Origin of the sequence: Sphingorhabdus sp. (genome assembly GCF_046292425.1) — a bacterium.
GTDB lineage: Bacteria > Pseudomonadota > Alphaproteobacteria > Sphingomonadales > Sphingomonadaceae > Sphingorhabdus_B.
The window spans coordinates 14984-37457 of the sequence record NZ_JBKBQV010000005.1 but is presented as its reverse complement, the minus strand read 5'-3'; the positions used below and the strand labels follow the sequence as shown (position 1 = coordinate 37457).

Below are 22474 nucleotides of genomic sequence, written 5' to 3'. Positions count from 1 at the left end.
AAGCCAGTGCCCCGGACTTACAATCGCGCAGCATATTGCAACCACCATAACCAATTTTGTTTGAAATCAGACAACGGCTTCAATTCGATATTCGATTGGCTTGAATGAGCCGTTGTTCGATTGCAACGCCGAACAAGCCGTAAGGCCGATAATGAGGTCGGTATGTGCCAAAAAGCGGATGCTGTCACCCGCTTTGCTCAACGGCGGATCGACGCTCAAATTGCCAGTTACCCCGTCAACTGCGACGTTCATAAAACAATTGAACGCAACCGGAATCATGTCTTCAGTAATTCCAAAGGGGGAAAGTGCGCCTGCCAGATTGCCAAAGCACCCTTGATGCGGGTCGGTATCCCCGTAAATGATGCGGAATGTATCCTTGCTGCAGGGAGTAAGCAGAAAGTCGTGCCGCCCCACGTCATCCGAAATGATCTCAAGCATTACGTTGCTGCGGTTTGAATAGAGCAGGTCACCGGTTGTCAGAAACAGGCGGCTTGCGTAATCAAGTGTGCGACCTGACGAAATGACTTCGCCGATGTCGCCTTGATTGAAGGCGAGGAGATCGGCCACCTGTTCGCCATTCGGGTCGGTCACGGTCAATATGTCGCCCCGGTTCAGTGTGAACGCGACCCCTGTTCTCGGTTCAATCCGTGATGGCATCAAGAAGCTCCAGATCCGGGTGCGCACCCGCACGTTGGTATGGGCATTTCCAGCCGGTTTCGACTGCCCTACCGCTATATTGGCGTGCTGCGGAAATTTCTCCATGCTTTGCCAACATGGGGTTTACTGTCCCGGCAATTTTCACATCACGGCCGAGAATCGACGTCCGCAGCTTTTCATATTGGTTGGCTTCGCGTAGCAATTCAAATTGGTCGTGCAGGTTGAAAATCATGGTAGGCCTAATAAACCGGCGTGCGGGGCGGCTTGCTTGGGGATGCAATCCCACGATAAAAAAGGCTTCACCACCCAAGCTGATCGAAAATTCAGGATGGTTTGGATCATGCGCCACGCGCGCATCTTGTTCTTGCCCCAGCCAGTCGTCCTTGTCGCTTAACGACTGCAATCGTTCCCACAGATATTGTTCAAATTCCAACTCATCCAAGCCAGAATCATGTTCAAAAATGACCGCGAGGGAACGGAAGGGCGCCCGGTTTTGACGATAGAGGTCAACCAGACCACGAACTTGTTCATGAATATCCAGATCATCCCATGCAGATTTGATGTCGCGAGCGACAACGAAGGTCATCTGTTCCTTGGACAATGCAGCCTTTGCCCCCACGCAAGGGAACAGTGGCTCGCGCACGAACTCCTGAAACGCCGAAATTAGCGGGTGACGGATTGCAGATACTGGTTGGAACATGTCATCATAACCAGTAGCATTCAAAATGGTTTCAACATGTGCCATTTTGTACGCCATTGGTTGAAAAGCCGCTATTGTCCGTCAATGCTATGGTAAACGCTGACCAATTTCAGCCATAGCGGACGACACACCGTGGCTGACGAAAGTTAAGTGTCGGTGTCGCGCAATTTGGATGCCTATGTCCAAACATACCTTCTAGGCTCGGCCGAGGTCGCCCTTGCCCAACGTTCCGCTTGCCATTTCCAACATTCGGTCAAGGCTCTTTTTTGCAGCCAGTCGGACAGTCTCGTCGAGTGTGATCTGAGGCTTGAGATCGCGCAACGCGAGGTACAATTTTTCCATCGTGTTCAGCGCCATATATGGACAGATGTTGCATGCACAATTCCCGTCTGCGCCGGGGGCGCCAATGAAGGTCTTGTTGGGTTCTGCCTTTTCCATCTGGTGGATGATATGTGGTTCGGTAGCCACGATCAGGGTATCACCCTCCATCGTCTGGGCATATTGCAGGATACCACTGGTGCTGCCAACATAATCCGAATGGTCAATGATATGCGGCGGGCATTCGGGATGGGCGGCTACCGGCACACCGGGATGTTGAGCCTTCAGCTTCAATAACTCGGTTTCCGAAAATGCCTCATGCACAATGCAGACACCGGGCCATAACAGCATCTCGCGGTTAAATTTACGGCTAAGATAGCCTCCTAAATGACGGTCGGGCCCAAAAATGATTTTCTGTTCGGGCGGAATCTGGCTCAGGATTGTCTCGGCGCTGCTGCTGGTCACGATGATGTCGGACAAAGCCTTAACTTCGGCGGAGCAGTTGATGTAAGTGAGCGCGATGTGGTCCGGGTGCGCCTCGCGGAATGCCCGGAATTTCCCTGGAGGACACGCGTCCTCCAACGAACAGCCGGCGGCCATGTCCGGCAAGATGACAATCTTTTCAGGGCTTAAGATCTTTGCCGTTTCGGCCATGAATTTCACGCCGCAAAAGGCAATGACGTCAGCATCGGTTTCCGCCGCACGTTTGCTCAGTTCCAAGCTGTCGCCTACGAAATCGGCAATATCCTGAATTTCGGGCTTCTGGTAATAATGCGCCAGAATGATGGCATTACGCTCTTTTTTTAGCTGATTGATCTCTGCGAGCAGGTCAAGGCCCTGCAGGTTTTCGCGGGGGGTGGGAGCGTTCATGCTGTCTTACCTTTACCATGCCGACATGTTTCGGCAGCTGAATTGATAGCCTATGTGGTCGATTTGGCGACGCGAAACAAGGTCAGCTAAGTCCACTTATCGGGTTTTTAGATTGTTCCCGACAATTTCCTCCAGCGGCGTGGATTCATCCCACCGCGTCGACACCTGCCCGCCGATTTCATCGGCAAAATAGGTCTCGACCTTCGCATTCAGACCTACCGCGCGCAATGGTGCCTGAAAGTTCTGAGTAATGGCGCGTTTAAACGCGTCACGCGCCAATTTCATCGGCACTGGTCCTTGGGCTTGCCGTATCAGCTCTGCCTGCCCCTTTGACCGGTTGGCGTCATCGAGCGTGTCATCTACATTGGTGAACGCCCGCAAAAGACCGTTCTCGCCATATTCTTGAATCGAGTTCAAATCGATCTGTGGTGGTGCAATCTCAATTGGCGGAATTCTGACGCGCAACGTTTCTGTGCTTGGATCCCAGCGGACATCATCCTCAGTCAGCTTGGCCATATCCACTTCGTAGCGCACCAGACCTTGCATGATGAGCGTCTTGCGTGCCGACAGGCCAAAGCGTGTCTGTTTACTCGTAACAACAGCAGCATAATTGGCGGCAAAGGCGGACAGGCGGTTCTGTTCCCGAATGCCGGTCAGACTGGCGCTCGCAATGGTTTCGGGCGACGGCCCTTCACGCCATGAACGCATGCTGTCTATCGCCCACCACATGAAAAGGATGAAGATTGCTACCACGCCCAGTGCCACAAGGCGCGCCGACCAATTTTTAGGGGTTTGAAGCGTCATGCCCTTATACATAAGGGCAAATAGCCTTACGGCAAATGCATCCGCAATTATTGAGGCATAATAGGAGCCGGCGGGAACGCTAGCCCGGGAACGCCTGCGCCTGGATGTCCTGTCGTCACGGCTGCATAGATCGCATCGCCCAGTGCAGAAGTCGCAATGAGGTGCGACACCGGAATCACCGCCAGAAACGCGCCTACACCCCAATACCATGCCGGATGTACCCGGCCGAATTTGCGCCAATCGTGAATAATGCCTGCAATGGGAAACACCAGCCCTACAAGTCCCGCAATCTCGAATGCGTAGGGGATGAGCAGCGGCATGGGCAATAAGCGTCCGAATGCGGGGCCGATAATCGCCGTCATCGCGCAGATATGCAGGCGCACATGCCAGTCCGTTTGGCGCCGAAACCGGATCGCCGTCCAGGCAAGCGCAGCAAAAACGACAGCCGATAGCGGGTTAGCAATCAGAAAGTGCTGAGGCTGGAAGAAGAACGGCGCGGTGCCGCGCTGGGTTACGTCTATACTAATGAGACTGCCCAAGATTAGCAGGACGAAAATCCAGCCCGCTCCAATCCAGCCTAGCCGACGGTGTAACGAAACGGACCCCAATGTTGCGAGCCACGCTTGAGTAACAAACAGGCCGACCCAAGCCATGAAGGCAATGCCATGAAAATGCACCAGCGGGCGCGCAACGAAGCTGGAGCGGCCCGCAAGGAACTGGAACGAGAATCCCGCGACGACGGTGAAAGCCATCAATATGGCAAGTAGACGGAAAAAAGTGTCGGTTTCGCTTGAGTGCGGTTGGGCCGATGCCACAGTAGCCATGCGCTATCATCCCTCAAATGAGACTTCGCGACCCGGCCCGATGGATACCACGCCCTTAAGCGGGCATCAAGCTTCTGCTGTCAGATGCCAGCCGTCGTCTTTGACACCAACCCGGCCTTGATTTTGTAAATCGATGAGATGCGCAAGAACCGACCGGCCTGCTGCACCGATCAGGCGTGGATCCAGCCCTTTATACATCGCTGCCACCAAATTGGGTATATGGCCCTCACCCGCCGCAAGCAGTTTCACAATCTGGCTTTCGCGTTGCCGGCGGTGGCCAATCATGCCCCGAACAAGCTGGCGGGGATTTTCTACCGCTGGCCCATGCGCCGGGTAATAGATGCGGTCGTCACGCTCATATAACTTTTGCAAGCTCGCCATATAGGCGCTCATGTCACCATCCGGGGGACTAACAACGCTGGTTGACCATTTCATAACATGGTCGCCTGTAAACAGCGCTCCACTCTCGCGTAATGCGAAACACAGATGGTTGCTGGTGTGCCCGGGCGTCGCCACAGCTTCAAGTGTCCATCCGTCGCCAGAAATCGTCTCTGTGTCCATCAGGATGCGGTCAGGGCAATAATCAGGGTCAAAGGCACTGTCGGCTCGCGGCCCATCATCGCGCAAAACCAATGGCGCGCAGCCAATGATTGGTGCGCCAGTGGCAGCCTTTAATGGCGCCGCAGCCGGAGAATGGTCACGGTGGGTATGCGTGCAGAGAATCGCAGCAATCTTGGCATCGCCTACTGCGCGCAATATGGCCTCCACATGCCCCTCACCCCGAATGTCGGCGGGGTCACCAATACTTTGGCCGCTGCCAACAGGCCCGGGGTCGATGACCGCCACATCGCTTCCCTCCCCTATAATCCAGGTTTGGGTCCCTGTATAGGTATAAGGCGACGCATTGGGTGCCAGCACCCGCCGCACTAATAGTTCGTGCCGCTCGGTTTCGCCTGCTTCGATAGTATCGGGCCATTTCATCATGGAGATATGGCGCATATCAGACAAAAGAAAAAGGGGCGGTTCTCGAAAACCGCCCCGCCGGACCGTCAAAAAGGGGAGCATGCCTCGCCCGGATCAGTTTCCCTGTTACTCTGCTTGAGCACTTTGTGCTTCGAGCCTGCGTATCTCAGAGTTCAACTTGTTTATGACGTCCTTGCGAATACCTTCCGGCATGTCTTTGTCAGAACCGATTTCGCTACGGGCCTCACGCAAGCCTTTGATGGCCTCGACACGAGCGATCCGAGCCTGGCCTTTGCCACACATTACTATTTTAACACGCGATTTGTTATTGCCGTCAAATCCCTGAACGTCGGTGGTAACTGGCTGTCCAGCTTCGCAATTCTTGGTAATTTCCTTTATGTCAATTTCTGGAACATAGGATGATGCCATCCGCATGGCGCGGACGCGATGCGCTTCGGCCATCCCGCGGGCAACTTCGCCCGATGCACGCGCTGCGTCAGCTTCGATCTGAGCGCCATTGGCCTGCGCCAGAGCTTTTGCCGCCTCTCTGCCTGCTTTGTTTGCTTCTACCATGGCGATCACGGCTTCAGCACGGGCGTCTTTTGCGTCTGCTACGATTTTGTCCAACTCCGCGTCGGACAGGGGCTTATCGCCTCGGAATACATACATCGTGCCGTCACGGGAAAGTTTTTGCACAACTTTGCCCGTGGACTTTCCGTCTGTTGTTTTGCCAATTGAAATTTGCACCACTTTGACCGGCTTCGCTGGTGGCGCAGGCTCAACAGGTGCGACCGGGACAGCGGGCTCAGGGGGCGCGGCAGGGATGGGAAGAGCCGCCGGTTTGGCAACATCGACAATGTCCGCCTCTTGAGCACCAATTGCTGGTGCAACCGTCGCCGTGAGCGGCAAAATGATGGCAGCGGCTGTCAAGATGCCTAGCTTACCCAGGAAACGCCTTGTTTTACTGGCGTCATTCATGGTTAGTCTCCTTAATCTTTCTACGACTGTTTTGGGGGAATTGAGCGCAGTCGCGAATGTCGGCATGCCGTCAAAGGCGGTCCGCGCGAGCGCCCGTCCGTAAATTTCCCGTTGGGTAGAATCTCTGCCGGCAAGGACGCGGGCGTCGCATGCAGCTTCCTGGTCAAAGCGAAACGCATTCCAGCTCATCCAAGCAACAGGATTGAACCACTGTAGGCACAAAAGTGAGTAGGCCACCAAGTTGGCAAACAGGTCGCCCGCTTTGTGATGCGCCATTTCATGGGCCAGCGCCAGTTCACGCTCCGCCGGTGAAAATGTCTTGGAGAAATTCTCCGGCACCGCAACGAAACGTTTAAACAGACCGAACGCGAGCGGACCGGCGACTTGATCCGAGGCAACTATTCTTACGCCATCAATGGAGGCGATGTCAGTGGCATCGGACAAAAGATCATCACGCAATGCAGCGTAACGGATCATCTGGATGATGAACAACAACGCCGCGCCGCCAAGCCATAATGTCATGCCAAGCACCGTATAATCAATCGATGGCACCGTGGGTAGCTGGGCCGCTGTGGTAACAACGGTTTCCGGCGTTGACAGGCTGGTCAAGATTGCGTCCCGCACCGTATCTTGGACCGCAAGGTTGCTGTTCACTGGGGATGTAGCTGGCCCATCAAGCGATGGCATGATCACGCGTGCAGCTGGAATGAGCCATAGCGCATAGGCGACAGTTGGACCGAAATGCTTAGCTACCGTCCGCCGCACTAAAAGGACAGCGGCCATCAGTAACGTTGTTACCATAATCGTATCAATCAGCCAGGCGGCCATGATGTCAGTGCTCATGATTTCATCTCCTGAAGCAATCTTTCGATTTCGGATATGTCCGCATCGCTAAGCTTGTCCTGTTCCGCAAGATGGGCGAACAAGGGCATGAACCTGCCGCCAAATAGGCGATCCACCAGTCGTTTCGATTCATGGGCAACATAATCTTCCCGGCCAATGAGCGGTGAGTATAAAAAGCGGCGTCCATCAGCTCGGTGTTCGACCGCTGCCTTGCTGAGCAGTCGCGACAGCAATGTTTTGACCGTGGGTAACGACCATTCGCGATCATCCGGCAGGCGCGCAGCGACGTCAGTCGCTGTCAGCGGCGCGCGCTCCCACAGGATTTCCATAATTGTAAGTTCGGCGTCGCTAATACGTTCTGAGGACATTTCATATTCTCCGACTACATTCGTAATCGATTCGACTACAGTTGTAAACGTCGCTCGTCTGCCTCCGTCGGTTTTTCGTCGACTTATTTTACAATGGTGTGTCTGAAATTTGACCAGAATTCAGTTATCAATTTGAAAAAAATAGATTTTTGTAAACTGGCACAAGCAGTGCATTGGGAATATGGTTCAATACCCACACAGCAGGACGGGTGGGTTGCTGATTGGTCTCGCACCACCCGTCCTTGCTTTTATTTTAACTTCCTAAATAGAAAAAAGGCCGGAATCCTCTCGGATTCCAGCCCTTATCTTGCCATTGCGTTGATATCAGAGGCGGAAGCGTAAGCTTGCACCCATGTAGCGGTCTGCGTCGCGTGGAATGTGCAAACGCTGGCCAGCGCTGGTGTTCAGAAGCACGTAACTTTCATCTGTGATGTTCCGCATGATGAAGGTCAGACGCCAATTGTCTTCGGCGTCGGAATAGCCAATGCTCGCATTCCATAGGCCGTAGCTATCAATTGGTCCACTTTCCCCAAGGTCTGAAAATTGCTTTCCGACATGGTTGAAACTGGTCCGCAGATATACTTTCGCATCGGTGCCAAACATATTAAACGGCGTTTCATAAGCGGCACCTACGTTCCAGCTCCACGATGGAGCCAATGGCAGCTTAGTCCCGTTGCGGGCGTCGGGCGCGTTGGTCAGCGGGTTCGGATTAAACCGGCGTACCTTTGCATCGGCGTACGCAACGCTCCCGAACAGGTCCAGACCTTCAACCGGGTTGGCCAAGGCATCAAGTTCAAAGCCGGTACTGCGAACTTGCCCGGCATTGGTCAGGTTGGTTACAACCGCGCCATTGAGTAGAACAAAATTGTTCGCCTGGAAGCCGTCGTAAGTCACCTGAAATACAGACGCATTCACTTGAACACGATTGTCGGCAAACTGGCTCTTTATACCAGCTTCGAATGAGTCCGACGTTTCTTCGTTAATTGGCACTGAGTTTGTTGGCGCTGTGTGGTTGAAGAACACGTTAAACGCTGGCCCTTTGTAACCGCGCGTGTAGCTTCCGTAGAGCATGACGTCGTCGGTTGGCTTTACGGTTAGCACAGCTTTGCCGGAAAAATTGCTGTTGGTGGAAGATCCAGTCGAAAGCACCGTTCCATTTCCGCCGCTGGCAATCGTACCGCCCGCAGGTGCGCCGGAAATACCAGCGCCGGTCGTCGGCACGCCATTGGTGCGGTTCACGCCCGGCGCGCGGCGGTGAGCATAATCAATGGAGTCGTGAGTCCAGCGCATGCCAACCGTCAAACCAATCCGGTCGGTGAAGTCATAAGTCGCCTGACCGAACACGGCATAATTTTCAATATCGACAAGGCTGCGCGATGTCGCTGTCGGGAACAATGTGTTTACTGTGTCAGTCAGGTTGCATGGACGGGCACCAGTGCGTGGATCAACCGGCAAAGTCGATGTCGAGCACGTGATAACGTTGCGCGTGAAGTCCTGCGTATTTTCGGATTTCCAGTAGAAGGCACCAACCTGGTATTTGAACGCCTTGCTTTGATCTGATGCCAGACGCAATTCAAGCGAGCTTTGATCGGTTTCAACAAAACCGCGGTCATGCAGTTCTGGCGTACCGACAATTGCACGTGGAAGGAAGTCACCTTCACGCAACTCTTCATTGTTCCAGTTACGATAGCCGTAGATCGCACTAAAAGTGTGGTTTGTGAATACATCGAAATCGGCGTTTACGGTAATACCGAACTGGCTATCAAGCGACTGAGTAACCAGGTTATGGTTCACATAGCGCTGGTTTTCACCTTGGGTCACACCCAGTGGCAGGTTCAGTTCCGCATTCAATCCGGAACCGCGCGATACGCCAGTGATTTCGCCACAGCAATCATCATCAGCTTCGTAATAGTCTGCAATAATCTTGATACGCGCGGGACCATTATCGAAATCAAGCAGTCCGCGAAAACCAATATGCTCGTAACCATTGATCTTGTTGTTCTGGCCCCCAAAAACATTGGTGATATTGCCTTTGTAAGTACCGTAAAAGGCGTTTGCCCGGAACGTCAGGCTTTCGGCAACTGGCCCTGATATGGTGGCGCGACCACGATATTCGCCGCCTTCAAAGCCTTCTGCTGTGAATTCACCTTCCAAGGTGTCGGTGCCGCCTTTGGAAACCACGTTGATCAGTCCCGCTGACGCGTTCTTGCCGAACAAGGTGCCTTGCGGGCCACGCAATACTTCAAGTCGTTCAATTTCAACAAGGTCAGCAAATGCCTGGCCTGAACGGCTGAGGACGACGCCGTCAACAACGGTGGAAACACTTGGCTCAGCTGCGATCGAGAAAGAGATTGTTCCAACACCGCGCAATACCACTGCGGAGTTGGCATTGGTCGTGCCCTTGCGGAAAGTTACCGAGGGAACAAGCTGGCTTAAATTTTCAAGGCTAGTCGTTCCTGAGGCTGTAAGTGTATCGCCAGAAACCGCTGTGATAGCGATTGGCACATCCTGCACATTTTCTTCGACTTTCTGGGCGGTAACAACAATTTCTTCGACCTGCGCGAAAGCAGGAGCGGATATGCCGAGCGCAAGTACGCTGCTGCCCAAATATGCTGCGCGGACAAGTTTCGACTTTGTGAGTGTGGAATTTCGCATGTGTGCCTCCCTAAATTACCGCCTGTTTTGGCAATTTCCGCAGGTCCATCTAGCCCTGTTGAACTTTGCAGGTCGGCTTTACTTCGTTGATAACGGTCTTGATGTAACCAAACTGGCTTGATATGTCTAGCGGTGTCATATAGCGACAATATTTAGGCTGGGACTGTTGCAACGATGCCATAGTTGCCACCTTCAGCTGCGAGAGGGACAGGCGTTGCCATTTAAATTCATCATGCAATCAGAAGGCTTTGACCTGCTGCGCGATGATGTATCCGTGCTGTCTCATCGCACAGGAACGCCCGCGATTGCCGTCGGAATCGGGGCGCCTATTCTGGACATGGTTCGCGGCAATTTCCGAATCGACGATGTGGTCGAACGCAGCTTCCAATTGGATTGCTTTGAAGGCACAAATGGTACCATCCGGCTATGGAATGCAGCGTGTCCAGAAGCAGTCGTTACGCTTGATATCGTTCAGGATGCACAACGCCTGGTCGTAAAATTACGCTGCTCTGATCCTTCTTTTAACCGGCTGTGGCTCACAATGCAGTGCGACCCTTTGGAAGCATTCTGGGGTGGAGGCGAGCAGATGTCTTATCTGCGACTTAACGGCCATCGTTTCCCGTTTTGGACGTCGGAACCTGGCGTTGGGCGCGATAAATCAACCAAGTTGACGCAAACCATGGATACAGAAGGATTGGCTGGCGGTGATTACTGGACCACCAACTATCCGCAGCCCACTTGGGTGAGTTCGAGGCGTTACGCTGTTCACCTTGAAACCGGCGCTTATTCGGTACTTGATCTGACCGAGCAGGGCCGCGTTGGCATCGAATGCTGGTCGGCGAATATCGATGTGGAATTATTTGACGCCCCTTCTTTGCCGAAATTGGTAACCAAATTGTCAGACCGTTTTGGCCGACAACCGCCCTTGCCCGACTGGGCAATTTCGGGCGCAATTGTGGGCTTGAAAGACGGTGCGGACACATTTGGTCGCTTCGAGACCATTGCGGCCTCCGGTGCCGCGATCACGGGCCTTTGGTGTGAAGATTGGGTTGGTATCCGGCAAACCAGCTTTGGAAAGCGCTTGTTCTGGGATTGGAAATGGAATGCATCGCGTTATCCCAATTTGCAGCAACGCATTGCTGAACTGGCCGAACGTGGCGTGCGCTTTCTGGGCTATGTGAACCCTTATCTGGCCGTTGATGGCGTGTTGTATCAAGAGGCGCTGGCCAACAATTATCTCGCGCTGCGGCAAAACAGCGACGCGCCTTACGCCGTCGACTTTGGCGAATTTGATGCAGGCGTGGTGGATTTCACGAATCCCGATGCCGCAAATTGGTTTGCCGACCGCATCATTGGCCAAGAAATGCTCGATTTCGGGCTTTCGGGCTGGATGGCGGATTTCGGCGAATATTTGCCAACTGATGTCCGCTTGTTTGACGGCTCTGACCCAATGGAAGCGCATAACCGTTGGCCAGTGCTTTGGGCGAAGGTCAACGCTGATGCCATCGCCTCACGCGGCAAAACGCATGACGCGACCTTCTTCATGCGCGCTGGCTTCTCCGGCGTTCAGGCGCATTGCCCCTTATTATGGGCAGGCGACCAATGTGTGGATTTCACACGCCATGACGGCATCAACACAGTCATCACTGCTGCATTATCATCCGGCCTGCTCGGCAATGCCTATCACCATAGCGACTTGGGCGGCTACACAAGCCTGCACGGTGTCGTACGCACCGCTGAACTGATGCACCGGTGGATCGACCTTGCTGCTTTTACCCCTGTGATGCGGAGCCATGAAGGCAACCGCCCGGCCGACAATTTGCAACTCGACAGCAGCCCGGAGATCCTCGCCCATTTCGCGCGAATGAGCCAGGTTCATGCCCAACTGGCGCCTTATGTTGGCGCACTGTGTAATGAAGCCGTTGCAACGGGCCTGCCACTGCAACGGCCAATGTTCCTGCATTATGAAGAACCCGAATATTACAACATTCAGGACCAATATCTTTATGGTGCCGAGATGATCGTCGCACCTATCGTCGAAGAGGGAAAGGATAGCCGCCCGGTGGTGATACCCGACGGTGATTGGATCCATCTGTGGTCTGGCGAGACCTTTGATAAAGGCACGTACCAAATTGCCGCGCCTTATGGCCAGCCTCCCGTTTTCACGCGCGCCGACAGCGCGCATGCGGCGTTGTTCGCATCCATCCGCAAGGCATTTGGCGCATGAATCCCCGAGCCAATATCCGCGACGTTGCAAAGCTTGCAGGCGTGGCGGTAAAGACTGTCAGCCGCGTACTCAATAACCATCCATATGTGAGCGCGACCACCAAAGCAAAGGTCGACGCCGCAATGTCGGAGCTTGGCTTTAGTCCGAGCATCGCTGCCCGCATTCTGGCTGGCACCAAATCCGGACAGATTGCGCTGATCTACGACAATCACAGCCCTTATTATATGCATCAAATCATGCAAGGATGCTGGGATCGGTGCCATGAAGAGGGCATGCGTTTGATCGCACAGCCTGTGGATGTCGCTGACCCCGATGTCGGCGAGCAAGTACGCGGTATGGTGCGGCAAACCCATGTCGACGGGGCCATATTGTCTTCGCCCGTGACGGACTGCGTTCCCGTGCTAAATGCGCTAGAGGCGCTCAACATTCCGTTCGTACGCATTTCGCCCGGCACCAACCATGCATTGACAAGTTCGGTGTTTATGGATGACATGCAGGCCGCTGATGACATGACGACGAAGCTCATCAACATCGGGCATCGGCGCATTGGCTTCATCAAGGGCCACCCGAACCATATGGCGAGCACCGAGCGTCAGGCTGGCTATGAACGCGCTTTGGGCCGCGTTGGTATTTTAGTGGATGCCGACTTGATTGCTGAGGGGTTGTTTGATTTCGAAAGCGGTGTCGCTGCAACCGACCAATTCCTGTCGCTCAAGCAACCGCCCACTGCGATTTTCGCTTCCAATGACGACATGGCATCGGGCGTGCTCGCCGTCGCGCATCGGCGCGGCATTCAAATCCCCGAGCAGCTTTCGGTCGCTGGCTTTGACGATACCACGCTTGCGCGCGTGGTTTGGCCGCCACTGACCACGGTGCGTCAACCCGTTCGCGATCTCGCATCGACCGCCGCCGACTTGTTGTTTGGCGAGGGCGGCATTGAACATCGTCGTTTGCCGCATGAACTTATCAGCCGCGAATCCGTGGCCCCGCCCTATTTCCCTTCACCAAAAAAGAGCAAAAATACATGACCCTTCCGTCACCCTCGCTTACGCGTCGCTTAGGCAAAAGCGGCATAGAAATTTCCTCCCTAGCCTGGGGCATGTGGCGCTTTGCTGGGCTTGAACTTGCCGCCGCGCGCGCCGCCATCGACGCCGCGTTTGAAGCTGGCATAACCCTGTTCGATACTGCCGACATTTACGGTTTCGGCGAGCAAGGCTTTGGCAAGGCCGAAGAACTGCTTGGCCAGGTTTTTGCAGAGGCGCCTGAATATCGAGAGCGCATGGTGTTGGCGACCAAGGGCGGCATCACCCCGCCAACGCCTTATGACAGCAGCGCAGAATATCTGACCAAAGCGATTGATGACAGCCTGTGCCGGTTGGCCACCGACCGCATCGACCTATGGCAAATTCACCGCCCTGACGTGTTGACGCACCCGCAAGAAATCGCGCGCACAATCGAAGATGCCCACAAAGCTGGCAAAATCCGGGCGTTTGGGGTTTCCAACTTTACCCAAGCGCAAATTACGGCGCTGGCACAATTCAGCGCGGTTCCCATTGTGTCGACTCAGCCGGAACTGTCGCCCTTACGCATCGACACCATCGAAAATGGAGAGCTTGACCAAGCTATGGCCATGGACCTTGCTGTAATGGCATGGTCGCCGTTAGGCGGTGGCCGCATTGGTGAGCCGGCCAACGCGCGTGAACAAAATGTGGCCGCTGCGCTGTCGGGCGTTGCTGCCGCGCATGGTGTATCGCGCACGGCTGCTGCTTACAGCTGGATCATGGCACACCCTGCCCGGCCCATTCCGATTGTTGGTTCGCAAAATCCTGCGCGTATCATCGAAGCAGCAGACGCATTCAAAATCCAATGGACCCGCGCAGATTGGTACAGTGTACTGGTTGCCGCAAGAGGAGTGCCACTGCCATGAACAAGCCTGTCGAAGTTAGCTGGTTTTCCGCCTTGTGCGATGATGATTATGAATTTTTGGGCATGCCCGACCCGATGTTGGCATCGAGCTGGGAGCATTGCCGCAATATCGTGCTTGCAGCCGAAAAGGGCGGGTTTGACAATATCCTGCTGCCGTCTGGCTATGCCCTTGGCCTTGATACCACGGCCTTTGCCAGCGCCATTGCTGCACTGACCACGCGCATCAAGTTGCTGATGGCCGTGCGCATTGGCGAAAGCTGGCCACCCCAGCTTGCGCGGCAGATCGCCACGCTGGACCAGATTTCAGGTGGACGATTAAACGTGAATATCATTTCGTCGGACTTGCCCGGCGACAAGATGGACTCCGAACCACGCTATCGCCGCACTGTCGAGGTAATGCACATACTGAAGACGTTGCTAAACGGCGAGCATCTGTCGATTGATGGCGAGCACTACAAGATTGATCTTGACCCACCGCGCATGAAGACCGTCAGCGGCAAATGCCCGCCGTTGTATTTCGGAGGCTTGTCGCCCGCCGCGAAGGAAGCTGCTGCTGAAGGCTGCGACGTATACCTCATGTGGCCCGAAACTGTGCAAGGTGCCAAGGACTTGGTCGAGGATATGACCGCACGCGCCGCCAAGTTCGGCCGCACGTTGAAATATGGCTTCCGTGCGCATGTCATCGTCCGCGAGACAGAGGCCGAGGCCCGGGCCTTTGCCGACCGCCTGCTGTCCAAGCTGGATGCACAACAAGGTGAAGCTATCCGCAATAAATCGCTCGACACCCAAACCTTTGGCGTCGCGCATCAAGCGGAGCTGCGCGAGCAGGCAGCCGCAAATGACGGTTATCTGGAAGACAATCTGTGGACCGGCATCGGCCGCGCACGATCAGGCTGTGGCGCAGCTATCGTCGGCAACCCCGACCAGGTGCTGGCCAAGATCAATGCCTATCGCGAAGTCGGTATCGAGGCGTTTATCTTGTCTGGCTACCCGCATATCAACGAGTGCGACATGTTCGCGCGTTATGTGTTGCCCCGGTTGGAGCATGGGCGGTTGGAGGTTTAGACGGAACTAGTTCCCCTCCCGCAGGCGGGAGGGGAGAGGCGATTAATCCCCCAGCCCAGCCATGCGCTCGGCCTGATCTTCGGCAACCAGGGCCGCAATCAACTCTCCAAGCCCGCCGCCTTCCAAAATCTCGGGCAATTTGTGCAGCGTCAGATTGATACGGTGATCGGTCACGCGGCCTTGTGGGAAGTTGTAAGTGCGGATGCGTTCAGAACGGTCGCCTGAACCGACCATGGCCTTGCGTGCCTCTGCTTCGGCGCCCTGAGCCTCCTCACGCTCTTTTTCATACATCCGGGCACGCAGGACCTGCATCGCCTGCTCCTTGTTCTTGTGCTGGCTACGGCCGTCCTGACAGGTCACGACGATGCCGGTCGGCAGATGGGTGATGCGCACGGCGGAGTCGGTCGTGTTGACGTGCTGCCCGCCAGCACCACTTGCGCGGTAGACGTCGATTTTCAGGTCGCGTGCCTCGATATGGATGTCGACTTCAGTCGGTTCTGGTAAAACGGCTACGGTGGCTGCGCTGGTGTGGATCCGTCCGCCACTTTCCGTAACCGGCACCCGCTGTACACGGTGGACGCCGCTTTCATATTTCAGCTTGGCGAACACGCCGGTGCCCTTGATCGCGACAACGACTTCCTTGAAACCGCCAACATCGGATGAACTGACCGAAATCGGTTCGATCTTCCAGCCCTGCCCTGCGGCATAACGTTCGTACATGCGGTACAGGTCACCTGCGAACAATGCGGCCTCGTCGCCGCCTGTGCCCGCCCGAATTTCTAACATTGCCGGGCGGTCATCTGCCGAATCGCGGGGCAGCAACGATATCGCAAGCGATGTCTCTGCTTCCGAAAGCTGATGTGTGACGTCGTCCAGTTCCTCGACCGCCATGTCATGCAAATCGGGGTCCGAGGAATCCTGGGCCATGTGCTCAAGCGTTTCGATTTCCTTGCGCAACCGGCGGACCTCTGCGGCAGCTTTGGCCACAGGTTCAAGCTCGGAATATTCTTTGGACGCCGCCACAAAACCATCGCCCTCCAACTGCCCCGAAGCCATGCGTGCCTCAAGCTCGGAAAAGCGCGATTCAATCTGCGCAATGCGGTGCGGGGAAATTTTGCTCATGCCAGAGACTGAAGAAATTGCTTGAGCTGGCCATTATCGACGTCGCTCGAATATCCGTAGTATCCATCCTCGTTCACACGAAGAATGGCGGCAGGATTTTGTTTAACCGCCTTATCATATCGTTTTTTAGGTGAACCCGTTGCAATCATATCCGCCGAAATTCCTGCCATTCGAAGATTCTTCAAAAGCGTAATGGCGTGCTTCATGCCGCTGTCGTTCTCAAGGACAATCATTGCCTCAAGCTGATTTGTAGGCTCATACTCCACCAACATCGCCAATCGCTCAATCCCCGCAGCCCAGCCGACAGCTGGCGTTGCCGGTCCGCCTAGGTTCTCAATCAAGCCATCATAACGCCCGCCGCCCAGCACTGTGCCCTGCGCGCCAAGCCGATCCGTGACGAATTCAAACGCCGTGTGGCGGTAATAATCGAGGCCGCGCACCAACGCAGCGTTGCGGGTCCACGCGACGCCAGCGGCATCAAGGCCAGCAGTCACTGCGCCGAAGAAATCCTGTGCTTCACCCGAAAGATAATCGTCGATGACCGGCGCGGCGTCGGCTACGGGGCGGTCCTTGGGGTCTTTGCTGTCCAAAATGCGCAACGGGTTTTTCTCCAACCGCGCAAGGCTGTCTTCAGACAACACATTCTTATGATCGTTAAAATAGCCAACCAAGGCCGCACGCCATGCATCGCGGCTTGGCGTATCGCCAAGCGTGTTAAGCTGCAACGTCACGCCTTCATTTATACCCAATTCCTTAAGCAACTGATCCGCCATCACCAACAATTCAACATCCGCCGCAGGTTCCGCCGCGCCGATGATTTCGGCATCAATCTGGTGAAACTGCCGATAACGGCCCTTTTGCGGGCGTTCGTAACGGAACAACGGCCCATGCACAGACAGTTTCATCGGCGCGAATTGCTGCCAGCCATTGGTCAGATACGCACGCGCGATGCCAGCAGTAAATTCAGGGCGAAGCGTAATGGAATCACCGCCACGGTCTTCGAAACTGTACATTTCCTTGGAAACAACATCAGTCGCCTCGCCGAGGCTGCGCGAAAAAACGGCGGTCGGTTCAATGACCGGCAGTTGAAGGCCCTTAAAACCATAGAGCCTGCGCACGCGTTCAAACGTTGCAACCACATGCGCGAAGCGTTCCTCGGTTTCTCCGAACATGTCTTGCGTGCCGCGCACGGCTTGGGGGGTCTGTATCTTTGCCATGGACAAGCGCCCTAGCGGCTAATTGTTATTAGTGGAATAGGGCTGGACGCAGCGCAGCGCATTCGCCAGAGTCTGCGGGATGAATTCACGCATATTGACGCGCGCCATTGCCGCATTCGCCCTTTCCACCAGCATCATTTCCGCAGCATCCGCGCAAAACAGCGCGCCGCAGCCCGTGGCAATCGTTTCCACTATCCCGGAGCCGCAGGACCGACCTCTGACGGCGCCGATGATCCTAAAAGTTGACGCGACGGATATCGATCGCGCCATTTTCCAGGTGCAGCAGACCATTCCCGTTGAAACCGGTAAGCCCTTTATCCTGCTCTATCCGCAATGGCTGCCAGGCAAGCATGGCCCGCGCGGTGCCTTGGCCGAAATGACTGGTCTGATGATCCGCGCTGGCGGCAAGGCGTTGCGTTGGACACGTGATCCCGTGCAGGTTTATGCCTTTCATGTTGACGTGCCGACAGGGACTTCATCGGTCGATGTGGAATTCCAGTTCACTGCTCCGGTGCGCGAGAGCGAGGGACGCATAAACGTAACGCCCAACATGATGAACGTGCAATGGGAACAGGTTGCATTATATCCGGCCGGCCATTTCACCCGCGCGATCCAGGTCAAACCTTCGATTACGTTGCCCGCCGGATGGATCGGTGTTGCCGCACTTGATGGTGCAAAGATCTCCGGCAATCGCATCGATTATGACGTGACCAGCTTTGAAACCCTGGTGGACAGCCCAATGTTCGCTGGCCCGCATTACAAAAAATGGGACCTGGGCAATAACGTCACGTTAAACGTCTGGGCAGATGCTCCGAAATTTCTTGAAGCCAAGCCTGAACAGATCGCGGCGCACCGCGCTTTGGTCGATGAATCATTGTTGCTGTTCGGCGCAAAGCATTTCGACCGTTACGAATTTCTTCTCGGTCTGACTGAGCAGCTTGGTGGCATTGGTCTTGAGCATCACCGCAGTTCGGAAAACACGCGCGAAACCGATTATTTCGTCGAATGGGATGACAACATGTCGGAACGCGGCCTATTGCCGCATGAACTGATCCATAGCTGGAATGGCAAGTTTCGTCGTCCTGCCACCATGTGGACGCCCGATTATTCGACCCCGATGCGCGACAATTTGCTGTGGGTTTATGAAGGGCAGACTAGCTATTGGGACTTGGTCCTTGGTGCGCGGTCAGGGCTACAGTCCAAGGAAATGGTGCTCGCCGAATGGGCGAAATATGCTGGATTTTACGCTGAACAACCTGGTCGCGCATGGCGTTCGGTCGAAGACACAACGCACGACCCAATCTTCGGCGCCCGCAAGGCAAAGCCCTTCGCCAGCCAGTCGCGCGGTGAGGATTATTATAACGAAAGCTCGTTGATCTGGCTTGATGCCGATATGACCATTCGCCAATTGTCGAAAGGCACAAAGTCGCTCGACGATTTCGCCAAGGCCTTTTTCGGAATGCGCAACGGTGATTGGGGTGTGCTGACTTATGACTTTGACGAAGTCGTCCGCACATTAAACGCTGTGCAGCCCTATGATTGGGCCAAGTTCCTCGACACCAAATTGCGCCAGCCGGGCCAGCCTGCACCACTCAGCGGTCTCGAAAAAGGTGGTTACAAGCTTGTGTGGAGAGAAGAACCCAATGTCTTTGACAAGGAATTGATGAAGGAAGGTAACAACTTCAACCTCACGCATTCGCTTGGAATGACGTTGAACAAGGATGCGGTCGTCACCTCCGTGTTGTGGAACAGCCCTGCGTTTAAGGCAAACATCGTCAGTGGCGCAAAAATCATCGCGGTAGACGGCTATGCTTATTCAAAGGATGGGCTAACCACCGCGATTAAGGCGGCAAAGGACAAGAAAACCCCGGTCCGACTGCTAATAGAGCGCAACAAACGTTATGTACAAATAGACATCGCCTATTCAGGCGGTTTGCGCTATCCGCACCTCGAAGCTACGGGCCAAGGCGAGACGGCAATCGACCGTTTGCTGACCCCGCGGCGGACCAAATTATAACAACGTGAAAGCATTCTCCCATGCGTATTGACCTTATTCCGGCAGGCGACAATGTGCCTGAAAGCCTCAATGTCCTGATCGAAGTGCCGATTGGCGGCGAACCCGTGAAATATGAATTCGACAAAGCGTCAGGCGCGCTATTTGTTGACCGTTTTCTGCACACGCCGATGCGCTATCCCGCCAATTACGGTTTTGTGCCTCATACCTTGGGCGAAGATGGCGATCCGTTGGATGCGTTGGTTGTTGCACGCTCACCAATCATTGCTGGCGCCGTCGTGAAATGCCGCCCGATTGGCGTGCTGATGATGGAAGACGACAAGGGCGGCGATGAAAAGCTACTTTGCGTGCCCGTGAACGAAACCTTCCCTTATTATTCGGATGTCGTCACGTACAAGGACATGCCGCTTATCGTGCTTCAGCAGATCGAGCATTTTTTCACCCACTATAAAGATCTGGAGCCTGGAAAATGGGCCAAGCTCAATGGCTGGGGTAACGAACAAGACGCTAAGCGTATTATCCTCGAATGCGTTGAACGTGCGAAGGAACAGGGCATATGAAACGGATTGCACTGGTTAGCTTGGCTGCAGTGTCGCTATCTGCTTGTGCTACGCCGGAAACCCGCATTCGTACCGCTCTAATGGATGCGGGTCTTTCCAGACCCATCGCCGCCTGCATGGCGGACCGGATGGTCGACAGGCTTTCTCTTGTTCAGCTAAACAAGCTGAACGGGCTTAAAAAGTTGCGCGGGCAGGACATGCGAACTGTGACAGTCGACGAATTCCTGCGGCGAACACGTTCGTTGCAGGACCCCGAGATTTTGGGCGTTGCGACGTCATCAGGACTGATTTGCGCGGTGAAGGCATAACCGTCACCGCGCTTTGGCGTCAGCTTATCGCCCTGATTAACGTGGCTAGCCAGCTATTGTTCGGTGCCGCCGACGCGGGTGGAGCGAAATCTCCGCATTCCAGACATTTGGCCTGAATACCCTTTACGCCTGTCATCATATCGAGATCGGTGGCAACCCGTTGCACGAAAAGGTTCTGCTGCCAGGCGGCATGGGCAAATATGTCCATCGGCGCGATGGCCTCTGCGCGTTTTGGCATCAATCCCCGAAGCAATGTTCCGGTGAAACTGACAGGTGGCTCGATATAAACGGCATGCCAGCCGTCAGGCTTTAAACCCGCCTGCTTTGCAGCTTCCGCAAGCGCATCGTTCATGTCTCCGGTGCGATCAACAAGGCCAAGTTCCCGCGCTGTGCCGCCTGCCCAAACGCGACCTTGCGCAACTGCATCCACCTGTTCTGGCGTTTTCTTGCGCGCAGCGGCAACGCGGTTTAGAAACTGGCGGTAACCATTTTCGATCGCGCTTTGTGCTACGCGGTCAAACTCAGGGCTAAACCCGTTGAGGATATCGGGTTCACCGGATAGCGGCGTTGTTTTAACGCCATCAGCATTCACGCCGATTTTGGCAAGGCCGGCTTCCGCACTTGGAATGACCCCGAATATTCCGATTGACCCTGTGATCGTTGCTGGATCAGCATAAATCACGTCTGCAGGCAGCGAAATCCAATATCCACCGCTTGCGGCCAGATTTGCCATGGAAACAATAACCGGAATGTTTTTTGCTTTGGCAGCATCAATCGCGAGGCGGATTTTTTCCGATGCTGTGACCGACCCGCCGGGAGAATCTACGCGAACGACGAGTGCCTTCAAATCCTTGTTATCGAGTGCATCATAAATCAATCCGCTGACCGTATCGCCCGCCGCCGAACCCGGACCACCTTCGCCGTCTACGATCGTACCCGCAATTGTCACCACACCAATTTGTTTTCCGGCCGAAGGAGGGCCATAATGCGCCAGCAACGAGTCCATTGGCGTATGAGCAAACCCGCCGGTCGTCTTTTTGTCATCAGCGCCAACTTTTGTCGCGATGAACTTGCCGAAAGCGATACGGTCACCCAGCTTATCGACGAGCTTGGTCGTCAAGGCAAGCTGCCCCAGATTCCCCTTCGCGCCCTCCACTGCGCCGGCTGGGTCTGTCAGCAACTGTTCTAATTGTGCCTGCGGCCTAGCCTTTGCGACATTGGTCTTCCATTGCCCCCACACCTCGTTATACACGCCTTTTATCGCAGCTTTTGACTCAGCTGATTGGTCAGACCGCATAAAAGGCTCGACCGCGCTCTTGTAAGTGCCGACACGGTAAATGTTTGCCTTCACACCCAGTTGGTCAAGCAAACCTTTATAATAAGGTTGCGACCCGCCGGGTCCGGCAAGCAAGGCACCGCCAAGCGGGTCCATCCAAATTTGGGTTGCGTGCGCGGCAAGCTGGTAACTGTCGTCGGTATAGGCGGTGGCAAACGCATAAACGGGCTTGCCTGCCTTTTTAACTGCATCGAGGCCATTGCCGATCGCCGCAAGACTTGCCTGTCCGCCGCCCATGAACCGATCCATATCAACAACCACTGCCTTCACCCGTTTATCGGTTTCGGCAAGTTTCAAAGCGCGGATGATGTCGCGCTGGCGAATTTCACCGACTGGCATAGACGATGATGTCAGCGTGGTTAAAGTATCGATCTCGGCCGGTTGCTCGGATACCACGCCATCTAGTTTGAGCAGCAAGGCACCATCCCGCACCATCGCGGGGTTAGGACTGGCATTAAGCAAGGCGAATATCGCGGCGAAAAACAGCAACATGAACAAAAGGACAAGCAGGTCTTTTAATCCAACCAATATTTTCCAGCTGATGCGCACGAACTGCATGTTATCAATATCCTATATGTCCACCTAGTTGATGTAAGCGCTCCGCGACAATATTCCACCACTGTTCGACAAAAAGCTTTGCAACATACCAGCGACGATCAGCCTGCCGCGTTTGTGGCAGAATCTGGGAACAATCCATTAGCGTTAATGTTCGCAAAGTC

Annotated in this window: 19 protein-coding genes; 7 read left to right on the top strand and 12 right to left on the bottom strand. The window is 54.8% G+C overall.

Translation table 11 applies throughout. From position 1 onward, the window contains the following. Positions 1-66: 66 nt before the first annotated feature. The 9 genes from ACK4S7_RS02125 to ACK4S7_RS02085 all read right to left on the bottom strand — a co-directional run bounded on the left by ACK4S7_RS02125 (position 67) and on the right by ACK4S7_RS02085 (position 9980). A complete protein-coding gene (locus tag ACK4S7_RS02125) occupies positions 67-657 on the bottom strand; it encodes a DUF1989 domain-containing protein (protein ID WP_409644050.1) in 591 nt (196 codons plus the stop codon). After that, on the bottom strand, positions 641-1402 hold the full coding sequence (gene gntA / locus ACK4S7_RS02120) for a guanitoxin biosynthesis heme-dependent pre-guanitoxin N-hydroxylase GntA (protein ID WP_409644048.1): 762 nt from the start codon (positions 1400-1402) through the stop codon (positions 641-643). Before gntA ends, ACK4S7_RS02125 begins: the two co-directional genes overlap by 17 nt. 150 nt (positions 1403-1552) lie before the next feature. After that, positions 1553-2545, bottom strand: coding sequence for a quinolinate synthase NadA (gene nadA / locus ACK4S7_RS02115; protein ID WP_409644046.1), 993 nt, complete (start codon positions 2543-2545; stop codon positions 1553-1555). A 96-nt stretch (positions 2546-2641) separates the two neighbouring features. Continuing rightward, positions 2642-3349 (bottom strand): DUF4230 domain-containing protein, encoded by a 708-nt coding sequence (locus ACK4S7_RS02110; RefSeq protein ID WP_409644044.1) that lies wholly within the window; start codon positions 3347-3349, stop codon positions 2642-2644. A 47-nt stretch (positions 3350-3396) separates the two neighbouring features. Continuing rightward, on the bottom strand, positions 3397-4101 hold the full coding sequence (locus tag ACK4S7_RS02105; protein WP_409644042.1) for a hypothetical protein: 705 nt from the start codon (positions 4099-4101) through the stop codon (positions 3397-3399). Positions 4102-4239: 138 nt separating this feature from the next. Further along, positions 4240-5154, bottom strand: coding sequence for an MBL fold metallo-hydrolase (locus ACK4S7_RS02100; protein WP_409644115.1), 915 nt, complete (start codon positions 5152-5154; stop codon positions 4240-4242). Positions 5155-5262: 108 nt separating this feature from the next. Further along, positions 5263-6957 carry a M56 family metallopeptidase gene (locus ACK4S7_RS02095; RefSeq protein WP_409644040.1) on the bottom strand — a complete coding sequence of 565 codons (1695 nt, stop codon included), beginning with the start codon at positions 6955-6957 and terminating at the stop codon, positions 5263-5265. Continuing rightward, entirely contained in the window at positions 6954-7325 is a 372-nt protein-coding gene (locus ACK4S7_RS02090; RefSeq protein ID WP_409644037.1) for a BlaI/MecI/CopY family transcriptional regulator, read from the bottom strand. The genes ACK4S7_RS02095 and ACK4S7_RS02090 overlap by 4 nt, the downstream gene beginning before the upstream one ends. Before the next feature lie 324 nt (positions 7326-7649). Continuing rightward, a complete protein-coding gene (locus ACK4S7_RS02085; RefSeq protein WP_409644034.1) occupies positions 7650-9980 on the bottom strand; it encodes a TonB-dependent receptor in 2331 nt (776 codons plus the stop codon). Positions 9981-10194: 214 nt separating this feature from the next. Between ACK4S7_RS02085 and ACK4S7_RS02080 the strand changes: the two genes are divergently transcribed. Genes ACK4S7_RS02080 through ACK4S7_RS02065 form a run of 4 tightly spaced genes read left to right on the top strand, consistent with a single transcriptional unit; the run spans position 10195 to position 15198 of the window. Further along, positions 10195-12207 (top strand): alpha-glucosidase, encoded by a 2013-nt coding sequence (locus ACK4S7_RS02080; protein WP_409644031.1) that lies wholly within the window; start codon positions 10195-10197, stop codon positions 12205-12207. Continuing rightward, on the top strand, positions 12204-13235 hold the full coding sequence (locus tag ACK4S7_RS02075; RefSeq protein WP_409644028.1) for a LacI family DNA-binding transcriptional regulator: 1032 nt from the start codon (positions 12204-12206) through the stop codon (positions 13233-13235). The genes ACK4S7_RS02080 and ACK4S7_RS02075 overlap by 4 nt, the downstream gene beginning before the upstream one ends. After that, on the top strand, positions 13232-14134 hold the full coding sequence (locus ACK4S7_RS02070) for an aldo/keto reductase family oxidoreductase (protein WP_409644025.1): 903 nt from the start codon (positions 13232-13234) through the stop codon (positions 14132-14134). The genes ACK4S7_RS02075 and ACK4S7_RS02070 overlap by 4 nt, the downstream gene beginning before the upstream one ends. Next, entirely contained in the window at positions 14131-15198 is a 1068-nt protein-coding gene (locus tag ACK4S7_RS02065; protein WP_409644022.1) for an LLM class flavin-dependent oxidoreductase, read from the top strand. The genes ACK4S7_RS02070 and ACK4S7_RS02065 overlap by 4 nt, the downstream gene beginning before the upstream one ends. Positions 15199-15240: 42 nt before the next feature. On the opposite strand, the gene prfA is transcribed toward ACK4S7_RS02065, so the two are convergent. Together prfA and hisS are read right to left on the bottom strand one after the other, a co-directional pair. After that, a complete protein-coding gene (gene prfA, locus ACK4S7_RS02060) occupies positions 15241-16320 on the bottom strand; it encodes a peptide chain release factor 1 (protein ID WP_409644019.1) in 1080 nt (359 codons plus the stop codon). Next, positions 16317-17537: a histidine--tRNA ligase gene (hisS, locus tag ACK4S7_RS02055; RefSeq protein ID WP_409644017.1), complete on the bottom strand. Its 1221-nt coding sequence runs from the start codon at positions 17535-17537 to the stop codon at positions 16317-16319. Before hisS ends, prfA begins: the two co-directional genes overlap by 4 nt. Before the next feature lie 79 nt (positions 17538-17616). On the opposite strand from hisS, the gene ACK4S7_RS02050 reads away from it, so the two are divergent. Genes ACK4S7_RS02050 through ACK4S7_RS02040 form a run of 3 tightly spaced genes read left to right on the top strand, consistent with a single transcriptional unit; the run spans position 17617 to position 20419 of the window. Continuing rightward, positions 17617-19554: a M61 family metallopeptidase gene (locus ACK4S7_RS02050; protein ID WP_409644015.1), complete on the top strand. Its 1938-nt coding sequence runs from the start codon at positions 17617-17619 to the stop codon at positions 19552-19554. A 20-nt stretch (positions 19555-19574) separates the two neighbouring features. After that, positions 19575-20111, top strand: a complete 537-nt coding sequence (gene ppa / locus ACK4S7_RS02045; protein WP_409644013.1) for an inorganic diphosphatase — start codon at positions 19575-19577, stop codon at positions 20109-20111. Then, on the top strand, positions 20108-20419 hold the full coding sequence (locus ACK4S7_RS02040; RefSeq protein ID WP_409644011.1) for a hypothetical protein: 312 nt from the start codon (positions 20108-20110) through the stop codon (positions 20417-20419). The genes ppa and ACK4S7_RS02040 overlap by 4 nt, the downstream gene beginning before the upstream one ends. 19 nt (positions 20420-20438) lie before the next feature. Here ACK4S7_RS02040 and sppA read toward each other — a convergent pair whose 3' ends face one another. After that, positions 20439-22313, bottom strand: coding sequence for a signal peptide peptidase SppA (gene sppA / locus ACK4S7_RS02035; protein ID WP_409644009.1), 1875 nt, complete (start codon positions 22311-22313; stop codon positions 20439-20441). Positions 22314-22474: the final 161 nt, after the last annotated feature.